Below are 19308 nucleotides of genomic sequence, written 5' to 3'. Positions count from 1 at the left end.
TTTTGCAGGAAAAAGAAGGAAAAAAGCCATCCGTCATGGTATACATGAAAGATGGCTTTTGTTATAGGAATACAGGGTATTGTGCAAAATCCATATGGGGATGGATTCATTTCTGTTATTGAATCTATTGCAGCGCCGGTACAGGCACTTTTTGAACCTGATCGATCGTTCCGCCGCCGAGACATACATCTCCATCATAAAACACAACGGCTTGACCAGGCGTGATCGCTTTTTGCTGTTGGTCAAACTGTACATCCACGCTGCCATCTTCCTGCCATGTCAGGGTTACACCCTGATCCGGCTGACGATAGCGGAATTTGGCGGTACAACGGAATGGTACGTTAGGCATGTGTGCTGCACCTGCGATCCAGTTTACACCTGTTGCAGTCAGACCGGTTGAATACAGGCTTGCATGTGCATCGCCTTGAACGACAAGCAGTTGATTTTTCTCCAGATCCTTGTCTGCCACGAACCAGGGTTCACCATTACCGGAGCCGCCGATGCCGAGACCTTGACGTTGTCCAAGCGTATAGTACATCAGACCATCATGACGGCCCTTCACTTCTCCGGTTGCAATATCAACCATGTCTCCACCTTTGGCAGGAAGATAGTTGCTCAGGAACTCTTTGAAGTTGCGCTCGCCGATGAAGCAGACACCTGTGCTATCTTTTTTCTTCGCGGTGTACAGGCCAGCCGCTTCTGCAATCTTGCGCACTTCCGGTTTTGGAAGATGACCAATCGGGAACATGGCTTTGGACAGCTGGTTCTGATTCAGTGCATTGAGGAAGTACGTTTGGTCTTTGTTACTGTCCACACCGCGCAGCAGTTTGAACGTTCCATCTTCTTCAATGAGGCGAGCATAGTGGCCTGTAGCCACATAATCAGCGCCGAGATCCAGTGCTTTGTTCAGGAATTCGCCGAATTTGATCTCACGATTACACATGACATCAGGATTCGGAGTCCGACCCGACTTATATTCATCAAGGAAATAGGAAAATACTTTATCAAAGTACTCTTTCTCGAAGTTGACAGTGTAGTAAGGAATGCCGATCTGTTCGCAAACCCGGCGTACGTCCTCTGAATCTTCTTCAGCAGTACAGTGGCCGAACTCGTCCGTGTCATCCCAGTTTTTCATGAAAATGCCGATGACATCGTAACCCTGCTCCTTCAGCAGCAGTGCGGTGACGGAAGAATCGACACCTCCGGACATGCCAACGACGACCCGTGTATTTTCAATTGTTTTGGACATCGTTATCACCATTTCTCTATATAAATGTGTTTCGTTTCTATTCTAGCATAACCGGACTAAAGTTACGATACACCCGGCCAACTTTGGATAGTGTCCACCACAGGCGCACATTTTGGAATTTCGTCAATCTTTCTTTTCCATAAAGCATGCAGATATGTTAACATTAGCTGAGGGTTATGATCGGAATACGGAGGATTAGAGGGACTAGGTCTGTATTTTTCATATCCCGCTGTGGCGGATCCTGGAAAGACGGTCTTGGACCACATCCTGTTATTTTATGTTTCACAACTTGTTTTTTTCGAAAATTGAAAGAGGTGACTCCTTTGAAAATATCGACAAAGGGCCGTTATGGGCTCACAATCATGATGGAGCTGGCAGCCAGAACAGGCGAAGGCCCTACATCTTTGAAAAGTATTGCCGAGCGCAACCAGCTCTCGGAGCATTATCTGGAGCAATTGATCGCTCCCCTGCGTAATGCAGGACTGGTCAAAAGTATCCGTGGCGCCTACGGCGGTTACATTCTGGCAGGCGATCCTGCTACCGTAACGGCAGGCGATGTTATTCGTGTACTGGAAGGTCCAATCTCTCCAGTGGATTTCACGGAGGAAGATGATCCGGCGAAGCGCGATTTGTGGTTGCGCATCCGTGATGGCATTGCAGAAGTATTGGATTCAACAACGCTGAAGGATCTGATTACATTCCAGGATCAGGAGCAAAAAGACAGCTACATGTTCTATATCTAATATAGTTGATGATGAGCATCACAGACGACACACTAAAGCCCCCATATTGGGGGCTTTAGCCGTGCAACAAGCTTCTTTATGGTTTGAAAATATGGAAGTCCAACATATAACGGGGTGAAATCAATGAAAAGAATATATTTGGATCACGCCGCATCGACACCTATGCACCCACAAGTCGCGGAAGCGATGATGAAAGTTATGACAGGGCAATATGGCAATGCATCAAGTATCCATGCCTTTGGGCGTGAAGCCAAACGGACCGTCAGTGGAGCAAGGGATGTCATTGCGGCGTCTTTGGGTTGTTTCCCAGATGAACTCGTATTTACCGGAGGCGGCACGGAAAGTGACAATCTGGCGATATTTGGCGCAGTTTCAGCGAGAAATGAACGGGGACGGCACATCATTACAACGGCCATTGAACATCATGCGGTACTGCATACTTGTCAGGAGCTGGAGCGACAAGGCTATGAAGTGACCTATTTGCCTGTAGATGAGTACGGAAGAATACGTTTGGAAGAGCTGAAAGATGCCATCCGGCCAGATACAGTGCTGATCACCATGATGTATGCCAATAATGAAGTGGGTACGATTCAACCTATCCGGGAAATTGGTGAACTGGCTCGTCAACATGATATTTTGTTCCATACCGATGCAGTTCAGGCTCTTGGCACCCAGGAAATTTCCTGCAAGGAACTGCCTGTGGATCTGATCAGCTTCTCTGCTCATAAAATTAATGGCCCTCAAGGCGTGGGTGCACTATATGTACGGCGCGGAATTGTGCTGGAAGCGAGATCTCATGGTGGCCTTCAGGAACGGCAGCGACGTGCAGGTACCGAGAATATAGCAGGTATCACTGGCTTTGCGGAGGCGTTGAAAATATCAGGAGAACAAGCGGAGGAGCGCCGTGATCATGATCTGGCATTGCGATCATTGCTGTTGGAACAACTGGAGCAGCATGTAGGGGCAGAGCATTTCCACGTCAACGGACATCCGGAATTTACGTTGCCCAATATCCTGAACATCAGCTTTCTGGAAGTATCCACAGAGACGATGCTCATGAATCTGGATATGGAAGGCATCGCAGTTGCGAGCGGTTCGGCATGTACTTCCGGTTCCCTCGAAGTATCCCATGTACTCAAAGCGATGAAGCTGCCGGAGACATTTTTGCATTCCGCGATTCGTTTTAGCTGGGGGTTGGGTAATACTACGGAAGAAATCATGATAACCGCCGAAAAAATTGGAACCATTCTTGGGCGACTGCGTAATAGAGCCTAAGGGGCTCTTTGCACATGGAACAGAAGGAGGGAAGAAGTTCCATTTCATCGGTTGGATAGAAGCGGTTTTGATGATCGGCGTCTGATTGCCACTCATCAACTTTGGGCATACCTAGCAATAGCGCCGCGACTATTTAATGATAAGAAGATGAGGGGGACCCTGCGATGAAGCTTCAGGAAATGATCGGACTTGCCGTTTTTGACGTTGAGGATGGGAAGCAGGTCGGTAAAATCCAGGATTTCATTGTGAATGACGATTGGAAAATTGAAGGCATTGAACTTGAAAACAAAGGCCTGTTTACCAGTCATGTCAAAATCGTGCAGTGGCAAGATATCGTTGCCTACGGCGAAGATGCCGTCATGATCCGTAATCAACAGGCTGTCCGCAAAACGGGAGCCGACGACATAAAACACACGTACCTCCTCGGCCAGTCTAAATTGAAGGAGATGTCCGTGCTCACCGAAGAAGGTTTGCTGCTTGGACGTGTCTCTGATGTTTATTTTGACCAGGAGTTGGGAAATACAATAATAGGGATTGAAATTACGGACGGTTTTGTGTCCGATTTGATTGAGGGCCGCAAATGGCTGCCATGTACAAGCGATATGTCTATTGGGGAAAGTGCCATTATGGTGCCGCCGCTGAGTGAACAGCGCTTGGAAAATGCCATTCATTCTGTTAATGGATAGGTGAATGAATATGAAATGTCCAAACTGTAGTTCCAAAGATATTGGGAAAATCGGTTCCCACCAGTTTTATTGCTGGGGATGCTTTATCGAATTAACAGTGAACGGTGAGAAAATGTCTGTATACCAAGTGGAAGAAGACGGCACGCTCAGTTCCCTCGATGATCTGTTCTTCGGAGAAGAGCTGCCGCAAGACTTCCCTCATCTTCATGCTTCTTCTTAATAAGAAGCATAACTTCTTCTATATGCGGTTTCATGACAAAGACTGTCATTGAATGCTGTTATGTAATGATGACAGATGTATATAGCTGCGGTTACATAGTGGTTCAAGGGAACTTGTATGAATATATGCTACCCCGGATCACAAGATGCGTCTCCTTCATCATGAAGGGGGCGCTTTTTTTGTGCGTTAATAAATATTCCCTTCCTTACATATACTGACTTTCAGAGCCAGTCCAAAAGGGAGAGATGCAAGTGGAGCAATTAACCAAAAACAAGCTGTTCCGTTATGCCATCTGGCTGCTACTCGGATTGATTATCCTGTACTTTATCTGGCTGCTGCGGCCATTACTGCTTCATATATATGGATTTCTGAAAACAGTGCTGGCACCATTTATCGTGGCCCTCATCATATCCTATGTCCTCAATCCGATTGTAAGCATGCTGGGAGGGCGCAAAGTTCCTCGAACCATTGCCGTGCTGTTAATCTATGCTTTTTTCCTCACCTGTATCGGGGTTATCCTTATGAATGTCATTCCGGTGTTGATTGAACAGTTGGAGGAACTGAACGAGCATATGCCAGAGCTGTCGATGCGTGCCCAGAGTCTGATGAACAATATGGATCACAAATTAATGCCGCCAAGTGTGCGCACGGGTATGAACAGCTGGTTTTTCCAGATGGAGGATCGGCTGACCCAGGGGATAACGAAGCTGATGGATAATATCGGGACAACCATTAATGTGTTGTTCAACGTGTTTATCGTGCCATTCCTCATTTTCTATATGTTAAAAGATTTTGAGGTATTCGAGCGTACGATTGTGGCGTACCTGCCTCGCTCACGTCGCAAGGCCATTGTTTCGGTTATGAAAGAGATTGACACGGCCTTGGGAAACTATATTCGCGGACAGTTTATCGTCTGTGTGATTGTGGGCATCTTTGCCTACATCGGTTACATCGTCATTGATATGCCTTATGCACTGCTGCTCGCCAGCATTGTCGCTGTATTTAACATCGTGCCTTATCTGGGCCCGTTTCTAGGAGCTGCTCCTGCAGTGGTGATGGCGTCTACGGTATCGTTCAAAATGGTGCTCTTCGTTGTCATTGTGAACACACTGTGCCAGGTGCTAGAGAGCAACGTTATCTCCCCTCAGGTGGTGGGGCGGACTCTGCATTTGCATCCGTTGTCGATTATCTTCGCGCTCCTTGTCGGAGGCGAACTGGCGGGCATAGTGGGTCTCATTCTAGCGGTACCTGTCTTTGCTGTTCTGAAAGTCATTGTGCAGCACTTTTTTGCCTATTACATCAAACGAAGAACGGACTGATTCTAGCAACAGTCTAGTCCTAAAGGGTGCGTTGACACCATATAGGCATATCGATATAATGGAGGGGTATGTTTAGAACAAGAAATCGATGATGAAATGAAGTACGCCGAGGTTCCTTTCCTCAGAGAATAGACTTCTTCGGATCAGATGTAATCTGAGCCCGATGGCTGGAAGAGTCTTGAAAGTTGAAGCGGCGGAAAGCTAATTTCGGAGTGCAGGACAACCCTGCCGGGAGCGACCGTTATTTCGCATCAACGAGGAGATTGTTTGTTTCATCTGCGGATGAACAGCAATAACCAGGGTGGTACCGCGATTACAATCGTCCCTGACTATCAGGGGCGTTTTTTGTGTTTGTTTTTACTTGTTAACAACCCGGAGCGAATATGCACCGGACTATTATAATTAATTGGGGGCACACCGTATGAAAGCCAGTGAAATCCGGTCCAAATGGATAGAATTTTTTGCAAGTAAAGGTCACAAAATCGAGCCAAGCGCATCGCTTGTACCTCATAATGATCCATCCCTTCTTTGGATCAATGCAGGTATGGCACCGTTGAAACCGTATTTTGACGGTCGGGAGAAACCGGAGAACCCGCGTCTCGCCAACTCCCAAAAATGTATTCGTACAAACGATATTGAAAATGTCGGTAAAACTCGCCGTCACCATACGTTCTTCGAAATGCTCGGTAACTTCTCCATTGGAGACTATTTCAAGGAAGAGACGATTACTTGGGCTTGGGAATTTCTCACAAGCAAAGAATGGATCGGTTTTGATCCGGAACGTCTCTCTGTAACGGTATACCCTGAAGACGAAGAGGCCTTCAAACTGTGGAACGAAAAAGTAGGCTTGCCTGCCGAACGTATCATCAAACTGGATGAAAACTTCTGGGATATCGGCGAAGGCCCGTGTGGACCTTGTACCGAAATCTTCTATGATCGCGGCGAAGCTTATGGCAATGACATGAATGATCCCGAGATGTATCCAGGCGGGGAAAATGAACGTTACCTGGAAGTATGGAACCTGGTATTCTCCCAGTTCAATCACAACAAGGACGGTAGCTATACACCGCTTCCGAACAAAAATATTGATACAGGTGCAGGTCTGGAGCGTTTTGCATCCATTCTGCAAAATGTGGATTCCAACTTTGACACAGATCTGTTCCAACCGATGATTCAAAGAACAGCGGCTCTAGCCGGTGTGAAATATAATGACAGCGTAGAGATTGACGTTGCACTGAAAGTTATTGCCGACCACATTCGGACCGTTGCCTTTGCTGTAGGTGATGGCGTTCTGCCAAGCAATGAAGGACGCGGATATGTCATTCGCCGTTTGCTCCGTCGTGCCGTACGTTACGGAAAAGTTTTGGGACTCGACCGTCCATTCCTGTATGAACTGACAACGACTGTTGGTGAAGTGATGGGGATGTACTATCCGGAAGTCGTGGACAAACAGGAGTTTATCGCTAAAGTGATCAAAACCGAGGAAGAGCGTTTCCACGAAACACTCACAGATGGTCTGGCCATTCTTGCGGATATCAGCGGCACAGCCAAGTCCGAAGGACGCACGGTTATTAGCGGGCCTGAAGCGTTCAAATTGTATGATACGTACGGTTTCCCGTTTGACCTGACAGAAGATTATGCAGCAGAACATGGTCTGACGGTAGATCGTGAAGGTTTTGATGCTTCTATGCAGAAGCAGCGTGAGCTTGGACGTGCAGGACGCCAAGAAAGCGAGAGCATGAAGGTTCAAGGCGGACCGCTTGCCGATCTGGAGGTTAAAAGCGAGTTTGTTGGTTATAATGACCTGTTGACGGAAGCAAAAGTGGTAGCCATCGTTGCTGGTGACGCACTGGTAGACTCCGTAAGCGAAGGACAGACATGTCAGGTCATCCTTGACAAGACTCCGTTCTATGCAGAAAGTGGCGGACAAGTGAGTGATCAGGGCTTGCTGCGCGGAGCCAGTGTAACGGCGAAAGTGCAAGGCCTGTTCAAAGCTCCGCTGGGACAACACGTACATCTGGTGACGGTAGAGTCCGGTGAACTACGTGTGGGTGAAGTGATTAAAGCTGAAGTGGATGCGTCCAAACGCGGCGATATTATCAAAAACCATACCGCAACGCATTTGCTGCACAAAGCGCTCAAAGATGTGCTCGGAACACATGTCAATCAGGCAGGATCACTCGTAGAGCCTCAACGTCTGCGCTTTGACTTCTCGCACTTCGGCAGCATTACGCCGGAAGAATTAACGGAGATCGAGCGTCAGGTGAACGAACAGATCTGGAATCGTCTGAACGTAAACATTGAACTGAAAGCTATTGATGAAGCCAAAGAAATGGGCGCAATGGCACTGTTCGGTGAAAAATACGGCGATATCGTACGTGTGGTACAAGTCGGAGACTATAGTTTGGAACTTTGTGGCGGCTGTCACGTAAACAATACATCAGAGATCGGTATCTTCAAGCTGGTGAGCGAGAGCGGAATCGGCTCCGGCGTACGTCGGATCGAAGCTGTTACTGGCCGTGGCGCGTATCTGTATGTAGAAAGTCAGCTTGAATTGCTCAAACAATCCGCAACCCTGCTCAAAGCAAATGTGGCGGATGTGCCTAAACGCATTGAAGGTCTGAATCAGCAATTGAAAGAAGCTGCCAGAGAGACTGAATCACTGCAAAGCAAGCTGAGTGCCATGGAAGCAGGCGCATTGACTGATCAAGTGGTACAAGCAGGAAATACACAATTGCTTGCAGCTCGTGTGGATGCTCCGAACATGGATGCACTGCGTACAGTGGCTGATGAATTGAAAGTAAAACTGCCTAATGCAGTACTCGTACTGGGTGCTCCAGCTGACGGCAAAGTGAATTTTGTTGTAGCTGTCCCTGCTGAACAGGTAAAACAAGGGCTGCATGCAGGTAAAATCGTCAAGGAAGTTGCGGCAGTATGCGGCGGCGGAGGTGGCGGACGTCCTGATATGGCGCAAGCCGGAGGCAAGGATGCAACCAAGCTGGATGAAGCGTTGAAACTGGCGGTTTCATTGGTTAGCGGGCATATTGCATAAATCCATTGAGAGGCTTTCAATCTTCAAAATATAAATCGAAATGGTTCTGTTCGTTTATATTTTGTACCCGAGAGCGAGTGGAATCGAATGATGCAATATGCTGAAGCCAGTAAAGGACAAGCAAAAAACACAATTGGCTTATCCTTTGTTTACTTGTGGCAGTCAGAATATGTTATTATATAAGCAGAAATCAATTCGGCAGGACATGGTCCCCATGTTCATGCAGGAGCGAGGTGTCATCAATGGACTCCATGGATAAGACGGTTAAATTTAATGTGAAAGCCGACGAGCAGGAAGCATCCTCCAAAGAGATTCTTCTCACGGTATATGATGCACTGGTGGATAAGGAGTATAATCCTATTAACCAGATTGTCGGGTATCTGATTTCTGGAGACCCCGCATACATCCCTCGTCACAACAATGCACGCAGTCTGGTCCGTAAGAAAGAGCGCGATGAGCTGATTGAAGAGCTTGTTCGTTCTTATCTGGCCAATCACCGGTAATGTACATCGCTTCCGCTGTGGTGCAGCTATGCAGGCAGCGGGAAATGAACCGACAGAAGACAGCCTGAAGCTTGAGAAGGCGATAATTAATCGACCTGAGCAGGCTTGAGGATGGGAGAGCATGGATGAAAATATTAGGTTTGGACTATGGGGACCGAAGAATCGGAGTTGCCGCTAGTGATGCCTTCGGTTGGACTGCCCAGGGATTGGAAGTACTTGAACGCCGCCGGGATGAAGGTGAGTTCGCTCGGATTGCGGAACTTGTGCGTGAGCATGAGATCGGCGAGATTGTTGTCGGACTTCCCAAAAACATGAACGGCACCGTAGGACCGCGTGGTGAAATATGCATCGCTTTTGCCGAACGCCTGCGGGGCGAACTGAATTTACCTGTTCACCTTTGGGATGAACGGCTGACAACCATTGCAGCAGAACGAACGTTGCTTGAAGCGGATGTCAGTCGCAAAAAACGCAAGCAGGTTGTGGACAAAATGGCCGCAAGCTTGATTTTGCAAAATTATTTGGATGCCAATAGTAAAAGGTGAGGGGGATCAACAATGGCTGAAGATCAACTGGGTATGGAAGAAGAATCGGAGATTATTTACATTGCGGATGACGAGGGTAATGAAGAGGAATTCGAAGTCATCATGAAATTCGAAGTGGACGGTTCGGAGGCCAAGTACATGATGGTTGCTCCGGTTGAACCCGAAGATGGAGAGACGGATGTTTATGCATTCCGTTATGAAGAAGAGGGCGACGATATTAAACTTTTCGTCATCCAAGATGATGCCGAATGGGATATCGTCGAGGAGACGTTTAATACATTTCTTGCAGAAGATGAAGAGGAAGCGAACTAAATGACAGAATACAGCCGCGAAGACTTGAAATGGACAGATTCGCTGCGTCTGGCTTTTGGTGCTCACGTTGAGCTGGAAGAAGAGAACGGTAAATCGCATCCGTATGACTTGCTGGCTGAGTTTGAAGTGAAGGGCCAACAGTATGCGGTGCTCCGCAGTTCATTACGTCCTTATGACGAAGTTGAACTTCTGCGGGTTTTACCGGGAAGTGAAGGCCAGATCATGCCGGAATTAGTTACGATTGACGATGATGATGAGTGGGAGAACATCTCTGAACTATATGATGAGTGTACACTCCCCATTGACGAAGATTGATTAATCAGCTTCAAATTGAAGAAACCGGAAGGGCGGAGAAGTCCGCTCTTTTTGGTTGTGTAAAGGAGTTGTGTCTTTTTTGAAAGGAAAAGCGATTTTAGTCTTTCTGCTTATCATCGTGGTTGTTGCCGGAGGCGCAGGCGTATATGTCTGGAACATGATGCGTCCCGTACAAGCATCCACAGAACCGATCGTTTTCGAGATCAAGAGCGGGTCAGGAACTTCCAAAATTGCGGACCAGTTGGAGCAGGAAGGTCTGATTCGAAGTGGTTTAGCCTTTAAGGGTTATCTGAAATGGAAGAAACAAGGATCGAATTTTATGGCAGGTACATATTCCTTAAATCCAGGCGTGTCATACGATGAGATTATTAATAAGCTGAGTAACGGTGAAGTTGTGCCTGAATCCATGGTCAAGTTTACCATTCCTGAGGGATATACAGTATTACAAATGGCAGACAAGCTATCTGCTGAGGGAATTGTGGATCGTGAGGAATTTATCAAGCTTGCGAATGATCCATCTGCTTTTGATATCGTCATCATCAAGGACATTCCAGTGGATGAAGAGCTGCGATATGTGCTGGAGGGATATCTGTTCCCGGAGACGTATGAGCTCAAAGAGGGAAGTTCTACTCAAGAGGTCATGCAGCGAATGCTTGAGGAATTCCAGACCAAGGTTGATACTATCCCTGATTTGGCGTCCAAACTCAAGGAGAGAAACCTGTCTTTGCATGAAGTGTTAACGATCGCATCGCTTGTGGAGAGAGAAGTTGTGGTGGATCAGGAACGAGCGCTTGTGGCAGGTGTGATCTATAATCGGATCAAGCAGGATATGAAACTGGAGATCGACGCGACAGTACAGTATTTACTGGATAAGCCGAAGGCCAGATTGCTTTTCAAGGATCTGAAGGTACAGAGCCCCTATAATACGTATCTGAACAAAGGGCTGCCACCAGGACCGATTGCAAGTCCAAGTCTGGCATCCATTGAGGCAGCGTTGGAACCGGAAGCTTCGGATTACTTGTTCTATGTGACCAAGAAGGATGGTACATTCGGACATCTGTTTGCCAAAACGTATAAGGAACATCAGCAAAATATAGCCAAAAGTAAGGCTGCGCAATAAGCGGAGGGGATGTATATGAGTACGAAACATGAACTGCTCGTTACGGCGGCAAATGTGAAAGAGGCAGAGGTGCTGCTCCAAGCAGGAGCAGATGCTTTGTTAATTGGGGATGATCGCTTCGGCATGCGTCTTCCCGGCAGCTTCAGTGTGGAAGAAACAGCAGAGGTCGTTGCCGTTGCAGCGAAACATCAGGCTCGTGTATACGTGTCCATGAACAATCTGATGTCCAACGAGTTGCTAAAGGAATTACCTGAATATGTTCAAGCACTGGGTAAAATCGGTGTTCATGGGGTGGAGTTCAATGATCCATCTGTGCTCGCCGCTATTAAGGAGCATGCTCCTCATATCCAGCTGCACTGGAACGCTGAGATGACATCGACCAACTATGCAACAGCCAACTACTGGGGAACCAAAGGAGCGAGTCGTGTTGTACTTGCTCGGGAGTTGAATATGGACGAGCTGACAGAGATGGTTCCATTTCTGAAGGTAGAAGCTCAAGTGCAGGTGCATGGCATGACGAACATTTATCATTCCAAACGGAGTCTGGTGCAAAGTTATATGTCCCATCAAGGGCGTCCTGTAGAAGGGCATTTGGGTAAAGAGCGTGGTTTATTTCTGATTGAGGCTGAACGCCGGGATGAGAAGTTCCCGATCTATGAAGATGTGAACGGAACTCACATCATGAGTTCGGAGGATATTTGTATTCTCGAAGATCTTCATCTGTTGATGGAGGCCGGGGTACACAGCTTCAAAATCGAAGGCATGTTAAAACCGCTTGCGTATAACGAAGCTGTTGTACGTGCATACCGCATAGCTCTGGACAGTTATGCAGATGATGCCGATGCTTATGCATTTTGTGAAGAATGGCTGGACGAGGTTCGTCAATTGCAGGACCCTGAACGGGAATTGTCGTTTGGATTTTTCTATAAAGAACAGGTGTATTAATAGACGAGGTGAACAACATGGAAACAGTGGCGGTACAGCGGAAGTTCTCGGGTAAACGTAACCGTCTGGACAAACCGGAGTTGCTTGCTCCGGCGGGCAATCTGGAAAAACTTAAATTTGCAATCCATTATGGTGCAGATGCTGTGTATATCGGTGGACAGGCATACGGATTGCGTTCCAACGCGGATAACTTTAGCTTTGAAGAAATGCGTGAAGGTGTGGAATTTGCCAAAAAGTATGGAGCCAAAGTTTTCGTGGCAACCAATATATATGCGCATAATGAAGATATCGAAGGCATTCAAGCGTATTTGCAAAACTTGTATGATGCAGGAATTGCAGCTATTATCGTAGCAGATCCAGCAATTATTGAAGTGGCTCAGCGTGCCGTACCGGGTCTGGAAGTGCATTTGAGTACACAACAATCAACTCTGAACTGGCAAGCTGTGAAGTTCTGGAAGGATGAAGGTCTTCCACGCGTCGTTCTCGGACGTGAGACAAGCTTTGAAGAAATTGAAGAAATCAAGGCCAATGTGGATATCGAGATCGAAGCCTTTATTCATGGAGCCATGTGTTCGTCATTTTCCGGACGTTGTGTGTTGTCCAACCACTTTACGGACCGGGATTCCAACCGGGGTGGCTGCTGCCAATCTTGCCGCTGGAAGTACGATCTGTTTGAAGATGCCCGGGAGGATACGGTATGGGTTAGCGAAGAGGAGATGCAAATGCAGGCTCCTGTGCCTTTCAAGCTTGGAGAGAATCAGTTGCCTCTGTTCGAGGAGCAGGATAATTCCTTTTCCATGGGTTCCAAGGATCTGTGCATGATTGGTCATATCCCAGAGCTGATTGATGTGGGTGTGGACAGTTTCAAAATTGAAGGGCGTATGAAGTCGATTCACTATGTGGCTACCGTGGTTAACGTGTATCGCCAGGCGATCGATTCTTATATGGCGGACCCGGAGAATTATGTCCTGAAGCCTGAATGGGTAGAGGAAATGAACAAGGCAGCGAATCGTCCGCTGAATACTGGATTTTTCTATGATACACCGGACCATGAGGATCATATCTATGAGCCGGAAGAAAAAGCGGTACCTTACGACTTTGCCGGATTGGTTATAGATTATGATGCGTCTACCGGAATGGCGACGATTCAGCAACGTAATCATTTTAAACCAGGACAGGAAATCGAATTCTTCGGTCCGGGTGGTGCCTTTTTCAAACAGGTGGTTGGAGAACTGCAGGATGAAGAGGGTAACATTCTCGATGCAGCCCGTCACCCGCTACAGCGTATCAAAATGAAGGTAGATCAGCCCGTTTCCTATTTCGATATGATGAGAAAAAAGAAGTAGGTTCAAATACCTAGTTTTTAACAAAATAATATTATGTTTCAACAAAATAGTGTTATAAAATGAAGGATTTTGGCCTCCGTATATCGGCATATGGGGGTCTTTTTTTTATAGAAAAATAGGAAAAAAGTTGTAATAAATTTCGAAAAAACGAAAGGGGAAAGGAGAAAGCTGTCGAATACTACATATTTATAGGGGAGAGAAAGAAAAATCCAACAAGTAAATTACTGGCAGGTGAATGGGATTGGTTCAAAAGAAGCAGAAGGACAGTGGGGAAGAAATAACAAAACCCGAGAAGGTTAAGCCCGAGAAGGTACAGAAAGTAAAGAAAGAAAAAGTAGTGAAAAGTAAGACAGGGGATACTTCAAGCAGAAAGGCTTTTAAATTAGACTCAGGTAAGCTGAAGTCAGGGTGGAACAAGACCAAAAACCAGTTGAAGAAGCAAAACTGGAAAAATGTTGGGGGAACAGCGTTAGAGCAAATGAAGAAGGTCAATCCGATTAAATCGGTAGGTGTTAAACTGTTTTTGATCTTTTTTGTAGCAATCATGTTTTTTGTAGTCGGTTTAGGTCTATTATCCTACGCTAAAGCCAAGGATACGATTGAAAAAAATGCTTCTCGATCAAACCAGGAAACGATTGAACAGACCAAGCAAAAAATGGACATTATTTTGGAGCGGTTTGTAGATACATCCACACAAATTTTCTTTGATCCAGAAATGCAGTCCTTGCTTCAGAAGATGTCTGATACGAATTTAACGGCGTACGATACGTTTATAAATTCAAGTTCGATCAACAAACAATTGTCGAACATTGCATTTACGAATAAATCTATGGAAGCGATTTATCTTGTGCCGACGGACGAAACAAGATCCACCATGGGTACAGGAAACAGTAGTTCCTCTATGGGTGATATTCGTAATGAGGCCTGGTATGACGAACTGGTTCAGGCGGGTGGATATCGCTGGCTTCCAACGGAAGCCAAAGAGGACGGTAGCACACCAACGTTCCGTATTGCGCGTTCGATGAAAAATCTGCAAGGGACAACCCAATCTTATGTATTAATCATTGAATTGAAGTTGGAAGTTCTGGAACAGCAATTGAAATCTCTTGACTTGGGTGAAGGATCTGTACTTCAACTGATCGCTCCGGACGATAAAGTTGTAGCATCAACGATTGCTGATCGTGCAGGGAAAGATACGGATTTGACCTTTGTTAAAGAGCTAACAGAAAAATCCGGCAGCACCAATACAGAGTATACCGTGGATGGAAATTCGACCGATATGCTGGCAGTGTACAGTACTATGGATTCATCCGCTTGGAAATTGATCGGAATGGTCCCAACTTCTATGCTGGTGAAAGATGCCAAAGGCATTCTGACACTGACATTGTGGGTGGCACTCGTAGTTGCCGCTATTGCCATACTGATCGGTATTTGGATGGTTCGCATAATTGCCCGCCCAATGGGCAAATTGAAAGATCTGATGCAAGAAGGAGCAAAAGGTAATCTTAAAGTACGTACACCATTTACCTCCAAGGATGAGATTGGTCAATTATCAGCGGCATTCAATCTCATGATGGAACAGATCACGAATTTGGTCGAACAAACAAACCGTTCTGCGCAAGAAGTGCTCGATACCGCTTCTGAGCTGAGTAGTGCTTCCAAGAAAACAGCAGTCTCTGCTTCCGAGATTGCCGTGGCTACAGAAGAAATTGCAGGTGGAGCAAGTAGTCTGGCAACAGAAGCGGAGCGTGGAAATGAATTGACCGACAATATCTCCCGTCAGATGGAGAGTGTGGTTACAGCCAACGAACAAATGGGTGATTCAGCCCGCCATGTAGAGAAATCCAGTCAGACAGGTACACAGCATCTGAATCAGTTGATGACCAAAACGCAGAAGACAGAAGAAATGATCGGTGCGCTGGTAAACAAGGTGGATTCCTTAAAAGAGAGCACGTCCTCTGTTCTGAAGGTGCTTGACGTCATGCAGAATATTACCAAGCAAACGAACATTCTCTCCTTGAATGCAACAATTGAAGCCGCTCGTGCCGGTACAGCTGGACGCGGATTCATGGTGGTAGCGAATGAGGTTCGCCAGTTGGCTGAACAATCCAGACAATCCATTGATATGGTCGGCGACATTACCGACAAGATTATGACCGAAATGAATGAGACGGTGGATCAATTGTCTGCAGCTTATCCGTTATTCAAGGAACAGATGGATGCTGTTAAAGATACCAATGTAATATTTGCTTCAGTACAGCAACAAATGGGTGCGTTTGTTGAGAGTCTGAGCATGGTCACTGGCTCAATCGGAGATTTGAATCAATCTCAAGGTACGTTGTCCGAAGCGATGAGTAATGTCAGCGCAGTAGCTGAACAATCTTCTGCAACGTCCCAGGAAGTTGCCTCCTTGAGCAGTGAACAACAAAATATCAGTAACCAACTGGTGAATTTGTCTGCAAAACTGGAGAATGTATCGACAGAATTGAAAGATACATTGTCTCGCTTTACAGTCTAATTCGAACCTATTTGATTCATTCGAGAAGCCTGTCCTTTGTAAAGGACAGGTTTTCTTTTTGTTACCGGATAATTCCATTCTGAATGTAGAATACTATGCCAAAACGCTGAACGGGGTGGCCTGATGCCTGTACAACTGAAGCGGCGCATTTATATTGCATGTATTTTTCTCACTGGTTTATTTATTCTGCTTATGGTTCGTTTGGCTTGGGTTCAGGGCGTTCAAATCAACCGCACGATGCCAGGATTTCAACGTACTGTTCGTGAAATGTCCGTATTGCAGCGAGAGCGAGGGGTTGTACTGGATACGGGAAGAGGACAATTTACTGATTATAAGGGGCAGCCCCTAACAGGCAAACTGGAATGGGGCTTGGTCCTTTTTCCGCATCCAGATCAAACAAGTCATTCATATCCATCCACAATAGCGAATTCGGAATTTAAGGAATTGGCAGCTCTATTACATACCGATACGAAGTCGTTACAAAAGGAATGGAATCAAGGGAACGCACCCCATTTCTGGACAGCAGGTGCCAACCAGCCGATTACGTTGACCGAATCCCAGGTTGCCCGACTACGTAAATTGAAGGCAGACGGCGCAAGTGTATATCCTCTCATGACACGTTATGGACATGCGACTACGGGTATGCAATGGTTGGGTTATCTTGCTGAACAGCCTGGATTCCCGAATGCTCAGTCGGGTCATAAGAATGAGGTGAAGCAGCCTTTTGCCATGAAATCTGGAGCAGCTGGGCTGGAAAGAACAATGGAACCTTTATTGATGGGGATTGGGCCTACCCTGATAACACGTATGGTTACAGGTTCAGGAGAGGTTATTCCGGATATCCAGCCGCGCGTCATTGCACCCTCCAATACACACTATCCATTGCGTGCGGAGACGACAATCAATATTGATTTGCAGCAAGGGATAGAGCAGATTGTGAAGAAGTCCGGAATGAAGGAAGGGGCTGTCGTTGTGTTGGATGCGGCCAATGCAGACGTTCGTGCGATGGTTTCGGCGCCGTTCTATAATCCGCAGCATGTAGACCCCAAACAAACGGCTTGGGGGAATCGTGCCGTGCAGGGGGCTGTACCAGGTTCTATATTCAAAATCGTTACAGCAGCGGCCGCTTTGGAATATCACGCTGTATCCAAAGGGGAGACTTTCCATTGTGGTGGCGAGTGGGGGAAATATGGTATGTCCTGCTGGAAGGAGCATGGGCATGGGACATTGAATCTGGAGCAAGGGTTTGCCGAGTCCTGCAATATTGTATTTGCTGAAACTGCCCGTCGGCTTAGTATGGAGCAGTTGGAACTTACGGCAGATGCTTTGGGATTGGCACGTCCAGTTGGCTGGGAGGGAAAGCAGGTCGCAGGAATGCCGGTGCTGCATCATTTCGATCACGAGGACGCAGGACGAGTGAGACTGCTATCCGTCTCTCCTCAGGATGAAGGAGCAAAGGTACAGACGGCTATCGGTCAGCGGGACGTTCTGGTGACCCCGTTGCAAGCGGCGAATCTGATCGTTACGCTCTTGCATGATGGCAAGGTGAGCGCTCCACGCCTCGTTCAGCGTATCCGATATGCCGATGGCGATACGATGCTGGACATGCCGATGCATGATTCACCTTCTTCAGCAGGACGGATCTCTCCAGCTACGGCGCATCAGCTGTTGTCCTGGATGAAGAAGGTAGTCAGTGACGGAACGGGAAAATCCCTGCAACATGCACGGTGGCAAGTGGCAGGGAAGTCAGGCACAGCACAGGTACAGCAGCACGGAGAGAAACGTAACCATCAATGGTTTATTGGATATGGGCCTACGGAACAACCCAAATATGCTGTAGCTGTCCTTGTCCAAAACGTTGCCCCAAGCAGCCGTCATCAAGCAACGGCGATGTTCAGAAAAGTGATGGACTATTTGGCAGAATCCTCATGATTACCTGGAGGAGCAGGTTCTTGCACCGAAGGCTCAGTATTCATACCTGGGGCGGTGCTACCCGGTGTGTCCATCACTAATGGGGAAGATTCGAATTCATCCTTCGGCAAATGGATCCATTGCTGGAGATAGCCTTGTTGCAACAGTTCTTTGAGCAGAATCAGCAGCACGGGAGACAATACCACACCGGCCAGACCAAAGACAGAGAGCGAGATTAGCATAAAAGAAAGCATCAAGTAAGCGGAAGAGACCCCGATCGAATTACCCGATATTTTCGGCTCCAGCAGTTGGCGTGTCAGCATGGTTACAGCAAGGACTACAATTAAGCCAATCGCAAGGCTGCTATTCCCCACAATGAACAGATAAACAATCCACGGAATGAATATAACTGGAACTCCCAGCAAAGGCACAAGGTCAAAAACGGCGCAGATAGCTGCGATGGTAAAGGCATTGGCAGTTCCCAGAATCAACAAGCCTGCATAAATCAATACAAAAGTAATCAGCATCATAATCATCTGGGCCTTCAAATACGAACGAATCGTCTTGAACACATGATTACGCATAAATTCAAGAGCCAGCTTCAACGTTTTTGGCGTTTTGGCTCGGGCAAATTTCCTCCAGGATTCAATCTCGATACTGAGAAAGAACGCGAGGATAATGGCAATCCCGAAGTTGGTAATAAAGGAAGAAAATGAACTCAGAAAACCGATGACGATTTGTGCACCGCTGGTCACCCATTTGGACAGGAATCCGGTCAGTGTTGCAAAATAGTCATTAACCTTATCGGTTATTCCGTCAGGTAAAGCATCAGACTTGTCCTGAATGAAATAAACCAGATTGGTGAATTCACGCTGGACCATCTCGATATAATAAGGGAAATTATCCTGCAAATTAGAAATTTGGGATACGATAATTAATCCCAATCCAAAAAAGGCAGCAACAATAACCGCAAGAAACAATAAAACCGAAATGGCGGCGCCTAGGGTTTTGGGTAATCCTTTGCGATGCAGAAATCTTGCCAGAGGTTCGATCATCCAATACACTATAAATGAAAGAAAAACTGGCGCAGCCAATTGATATAATCGACTGAAACCGTACATGATAAAGTACACGGTTAATACGAGCAGCGCAATGTCAAAGACGGTGCGCCCGTATTTTTTGTAAAGCGGCAGCATGGGCAGGACTCCTTTGTACGTCATTAAGGTAAAAATTAGGATGCATTTATTGTACA

17 protein-coding genes are annotated in these 19308 nt (G+C 46.7%); 15 read left to right on the top strand and 2 right to left on the bottom strand.

What is annotated here, in order from left to right; all coding sequences use genetic code 11:
* Positions 1 to 124 precede the first annotated feature (124 nt).
* Positions 125 to 1249: a tRNA 2-thiouridine(34) synthase MnmA gene (mnmA, locus tag AC3ITG_RS25370; RefSeq protein WP_064635858.1), complete on the bottom strand. Its 1125-nt coding sequence runs from the start codon at positions 1247 to 1249 to the stop codon at positions 125 to 127.
* A gap of 323 nt (positions 1250 to 1572) precedes the next feature.
* On the opposite strand from mnmA, the gene cymR reads away from it, so the two are divergent.
* From cymR to AC3ITG_RS25295, 15 genes are all read left to right on the top strand, one after another.
* Positions 1573 to 1992, top strand: coding sequence for a cysteine metabolism transcriptional regulator CymR (gene cymR, locus AC3ITG_RS25365; RefSeq protein WP_063566846.1), 420 nt, complete (start codon positions 1573 to 1575; stop codon positions 1990 to 1992).
* Positions 1993 to 2115: 123 nt separating this feature from the next.
* Positions 2116 to 3267: a cysteine desulfurase family protein gene (locus AC3ITG_RS25360; RefSeq protein WP_413373120.1), complete on the top strand. Its 1152-nt coding sequence runs from the start codon at positions 2116 to 2118 to the stop codon at positions 3265 to 3267.
* Between the two features lie 164 nt (positions 3268 to 3431).
* Complete coding sequence (locus tag AC3ITG_RS25355) at positions 3432 to 3953, top strand: PRC-barrel domain-containing protein (RefSeq protein ID WP_024633069.1); 522 nt, start codon at positions 3432 to 3434, stop codon at positions 3951 to 3953.
* Between the two features lie 10 nt (positions 3954 to 3963).
* Positions 3964 to 4173, top strand: coding sequence for a hypothetical protein (locus tag AC3ITG_RS25350; protein ID WP_024633070.1), 210 nt, complete (start codon positions 3964 to 3966; stop codon positions 4171 to 4173).
* 251 nt (positions 4174 to 4424) lie between these two features.
* Positions 4425 to 5492 carry an AI-2E family transporter gene (locus AC3ITG_RS25345; protein WP_076287766.1) on the top strand — a complete coding sequence of 356 codons (1068 nt, stop codon included), beginning with the start codon at positions 4425 to 4427 and terminating at the stop codon, positions 5490 to 5492.
* A gap of 421 nt (positions 5493 to 5913) precedes the next feature.
* Entirely contained in the window at positions 5914 to 8544 is a 2631-nt protein-coding gene (gene alaS, locus AC3ITG_RS25340; RefSeq protein WP_489251731.1) for an alanine--tRNA ligase, read from the top strand.
* A 242-nt stretch (positions 8545 to 8786) separates the two neighbouring features.
* A complete protein-coding gene (locus tag AC3ITG_RS25335) occupies positions 8787 to 9047 on the top strand; it encodes an IreB family regulatory phosphoprotein (RefSeq protein WP_024633073.1) in 261 nt (86 codons plus the stop codon).
* A 125-nt stretch (positions 9048 to 9172) separates the two neighbouring features.
* A complete protein-coding gene (ruvX, locus tag AC3ITG_RS25330; protein ID WP_053779129.1) occupies positions 9173 to 9589 on the top strand; it encodes a Holliday junction resolvase RuvX in 417 nt (138 codons plus the stop codon).
* A 12-nt stretch (positions 9590 to 9601) separates the two neighbouring features.
* A complete protein-coding gene (locus AC3ITG_RS25325) occupies positions 9602 to 9901 on the top strand; it encodes a DUF1292 domain-containing protein (RefSeq protein ID WP_024633075.1) in 300 nt (99 codons plus the stop codon).
* Positions 9902 to 10216 (top strand): DUF1292 domain-containing protein, encoded by a 315-nt coding sequence (locus tag AC3ITG_RS25320; RefSeq protein WP_024633076.1) that lies wholly within the window; start codon positions 9902 to 9904, stop codon positions 10214 to 10216.
* Positions 10217 to 10295: 79 nt separating this feature from the next.
* Positions 10296 to 11336 carry an endolytic transglycosylase MltG gene (gene mltG, locus AC3ITG_RS25315; RefSeq protein ID WP_489251730.1) on the top strand — a complete coding sequence of 347 codons (1041 nt, stop codon included), beginning with the start codon at positions 10296 to 10298 and terminating at the stop codon, positions 11334 to 11336.
* Positions 11337 to 11351: 15 nt separating this feature from the next.
* Positions 11352 to 12281, top strand: coding sequence for a peptidase U32 family protein (locus AC3ITG_RS25310; RefSeq protein ID WP_489251729.1), 930 nt, complete (start codon positions 11352 to 11354; stop codon positions 12279 to 12281).
* A 17-nt stretch (positions 12282 to 12298) separates the two neighbouring features.
* Entirely contained in the window at positions 12299 to 13627 is a 1329-nt protein-coding gene (locus AC3ITG_RS25305; protein ID WP_489251728.1) for a peptidase U32 family protein, read from the top strand.
* 235 nt (positions 13628 to 13862) lie between these two features.
* Positions 13863 to 16145: a methyl-accepting chemotaxis protein gene (locus AC3ITG_RS25300; protein WP_413373113.1), complete on the top strand. Its 2283-nt coding sequence runs from the start codon at positions 13863 to 13865 to the stop codon at positions 16143 to 16145.
* A gap of 123 nt (positions 16146 to 16268) precedes the next feature.
* On the top strand, positions 16269 to 18077 hold the full coding sequence (locus tag AC3ITG_RS25295) for a peptidoglycan D,D-transpeptidase FtsI family protein (protein WP_489251727.1): 1809 nt from the start codon (positions 16269 to 16271) through the stop codon (positions 18075 to 18077).
* On the opposite strand, the gene AC3ITG_RS25290 is transcribed toward AC3ITG_RS25295, so the two are convergent.
* Positions 18056 to 19252: an AI-2E family transporter gene (locus AC3ITG_RS25290; RefSeq protein WP_489251726.1), complete on the bottom strand. Its 1197-nt coding sequence runs from the start codon at positions 19250 to 19252 to the stop codon at positions 18056 to 18058. The two genes, AC3ITG_RS25295 and AC3ITG_RS25290, sit on opposite strands and share 22 nt — an antisense overlap.
* Between the last annotated feature and the right edge of the window lie 56 nt (positions 19253 to 19308).

Source organism: Paenibacillus sp. GL_099_B (assembly GCF_057835695.1).
Note: the sequence above shows the minus strand (reverse complement) of the source record. Positions and strands in the feature narration are given on the sequence as shown.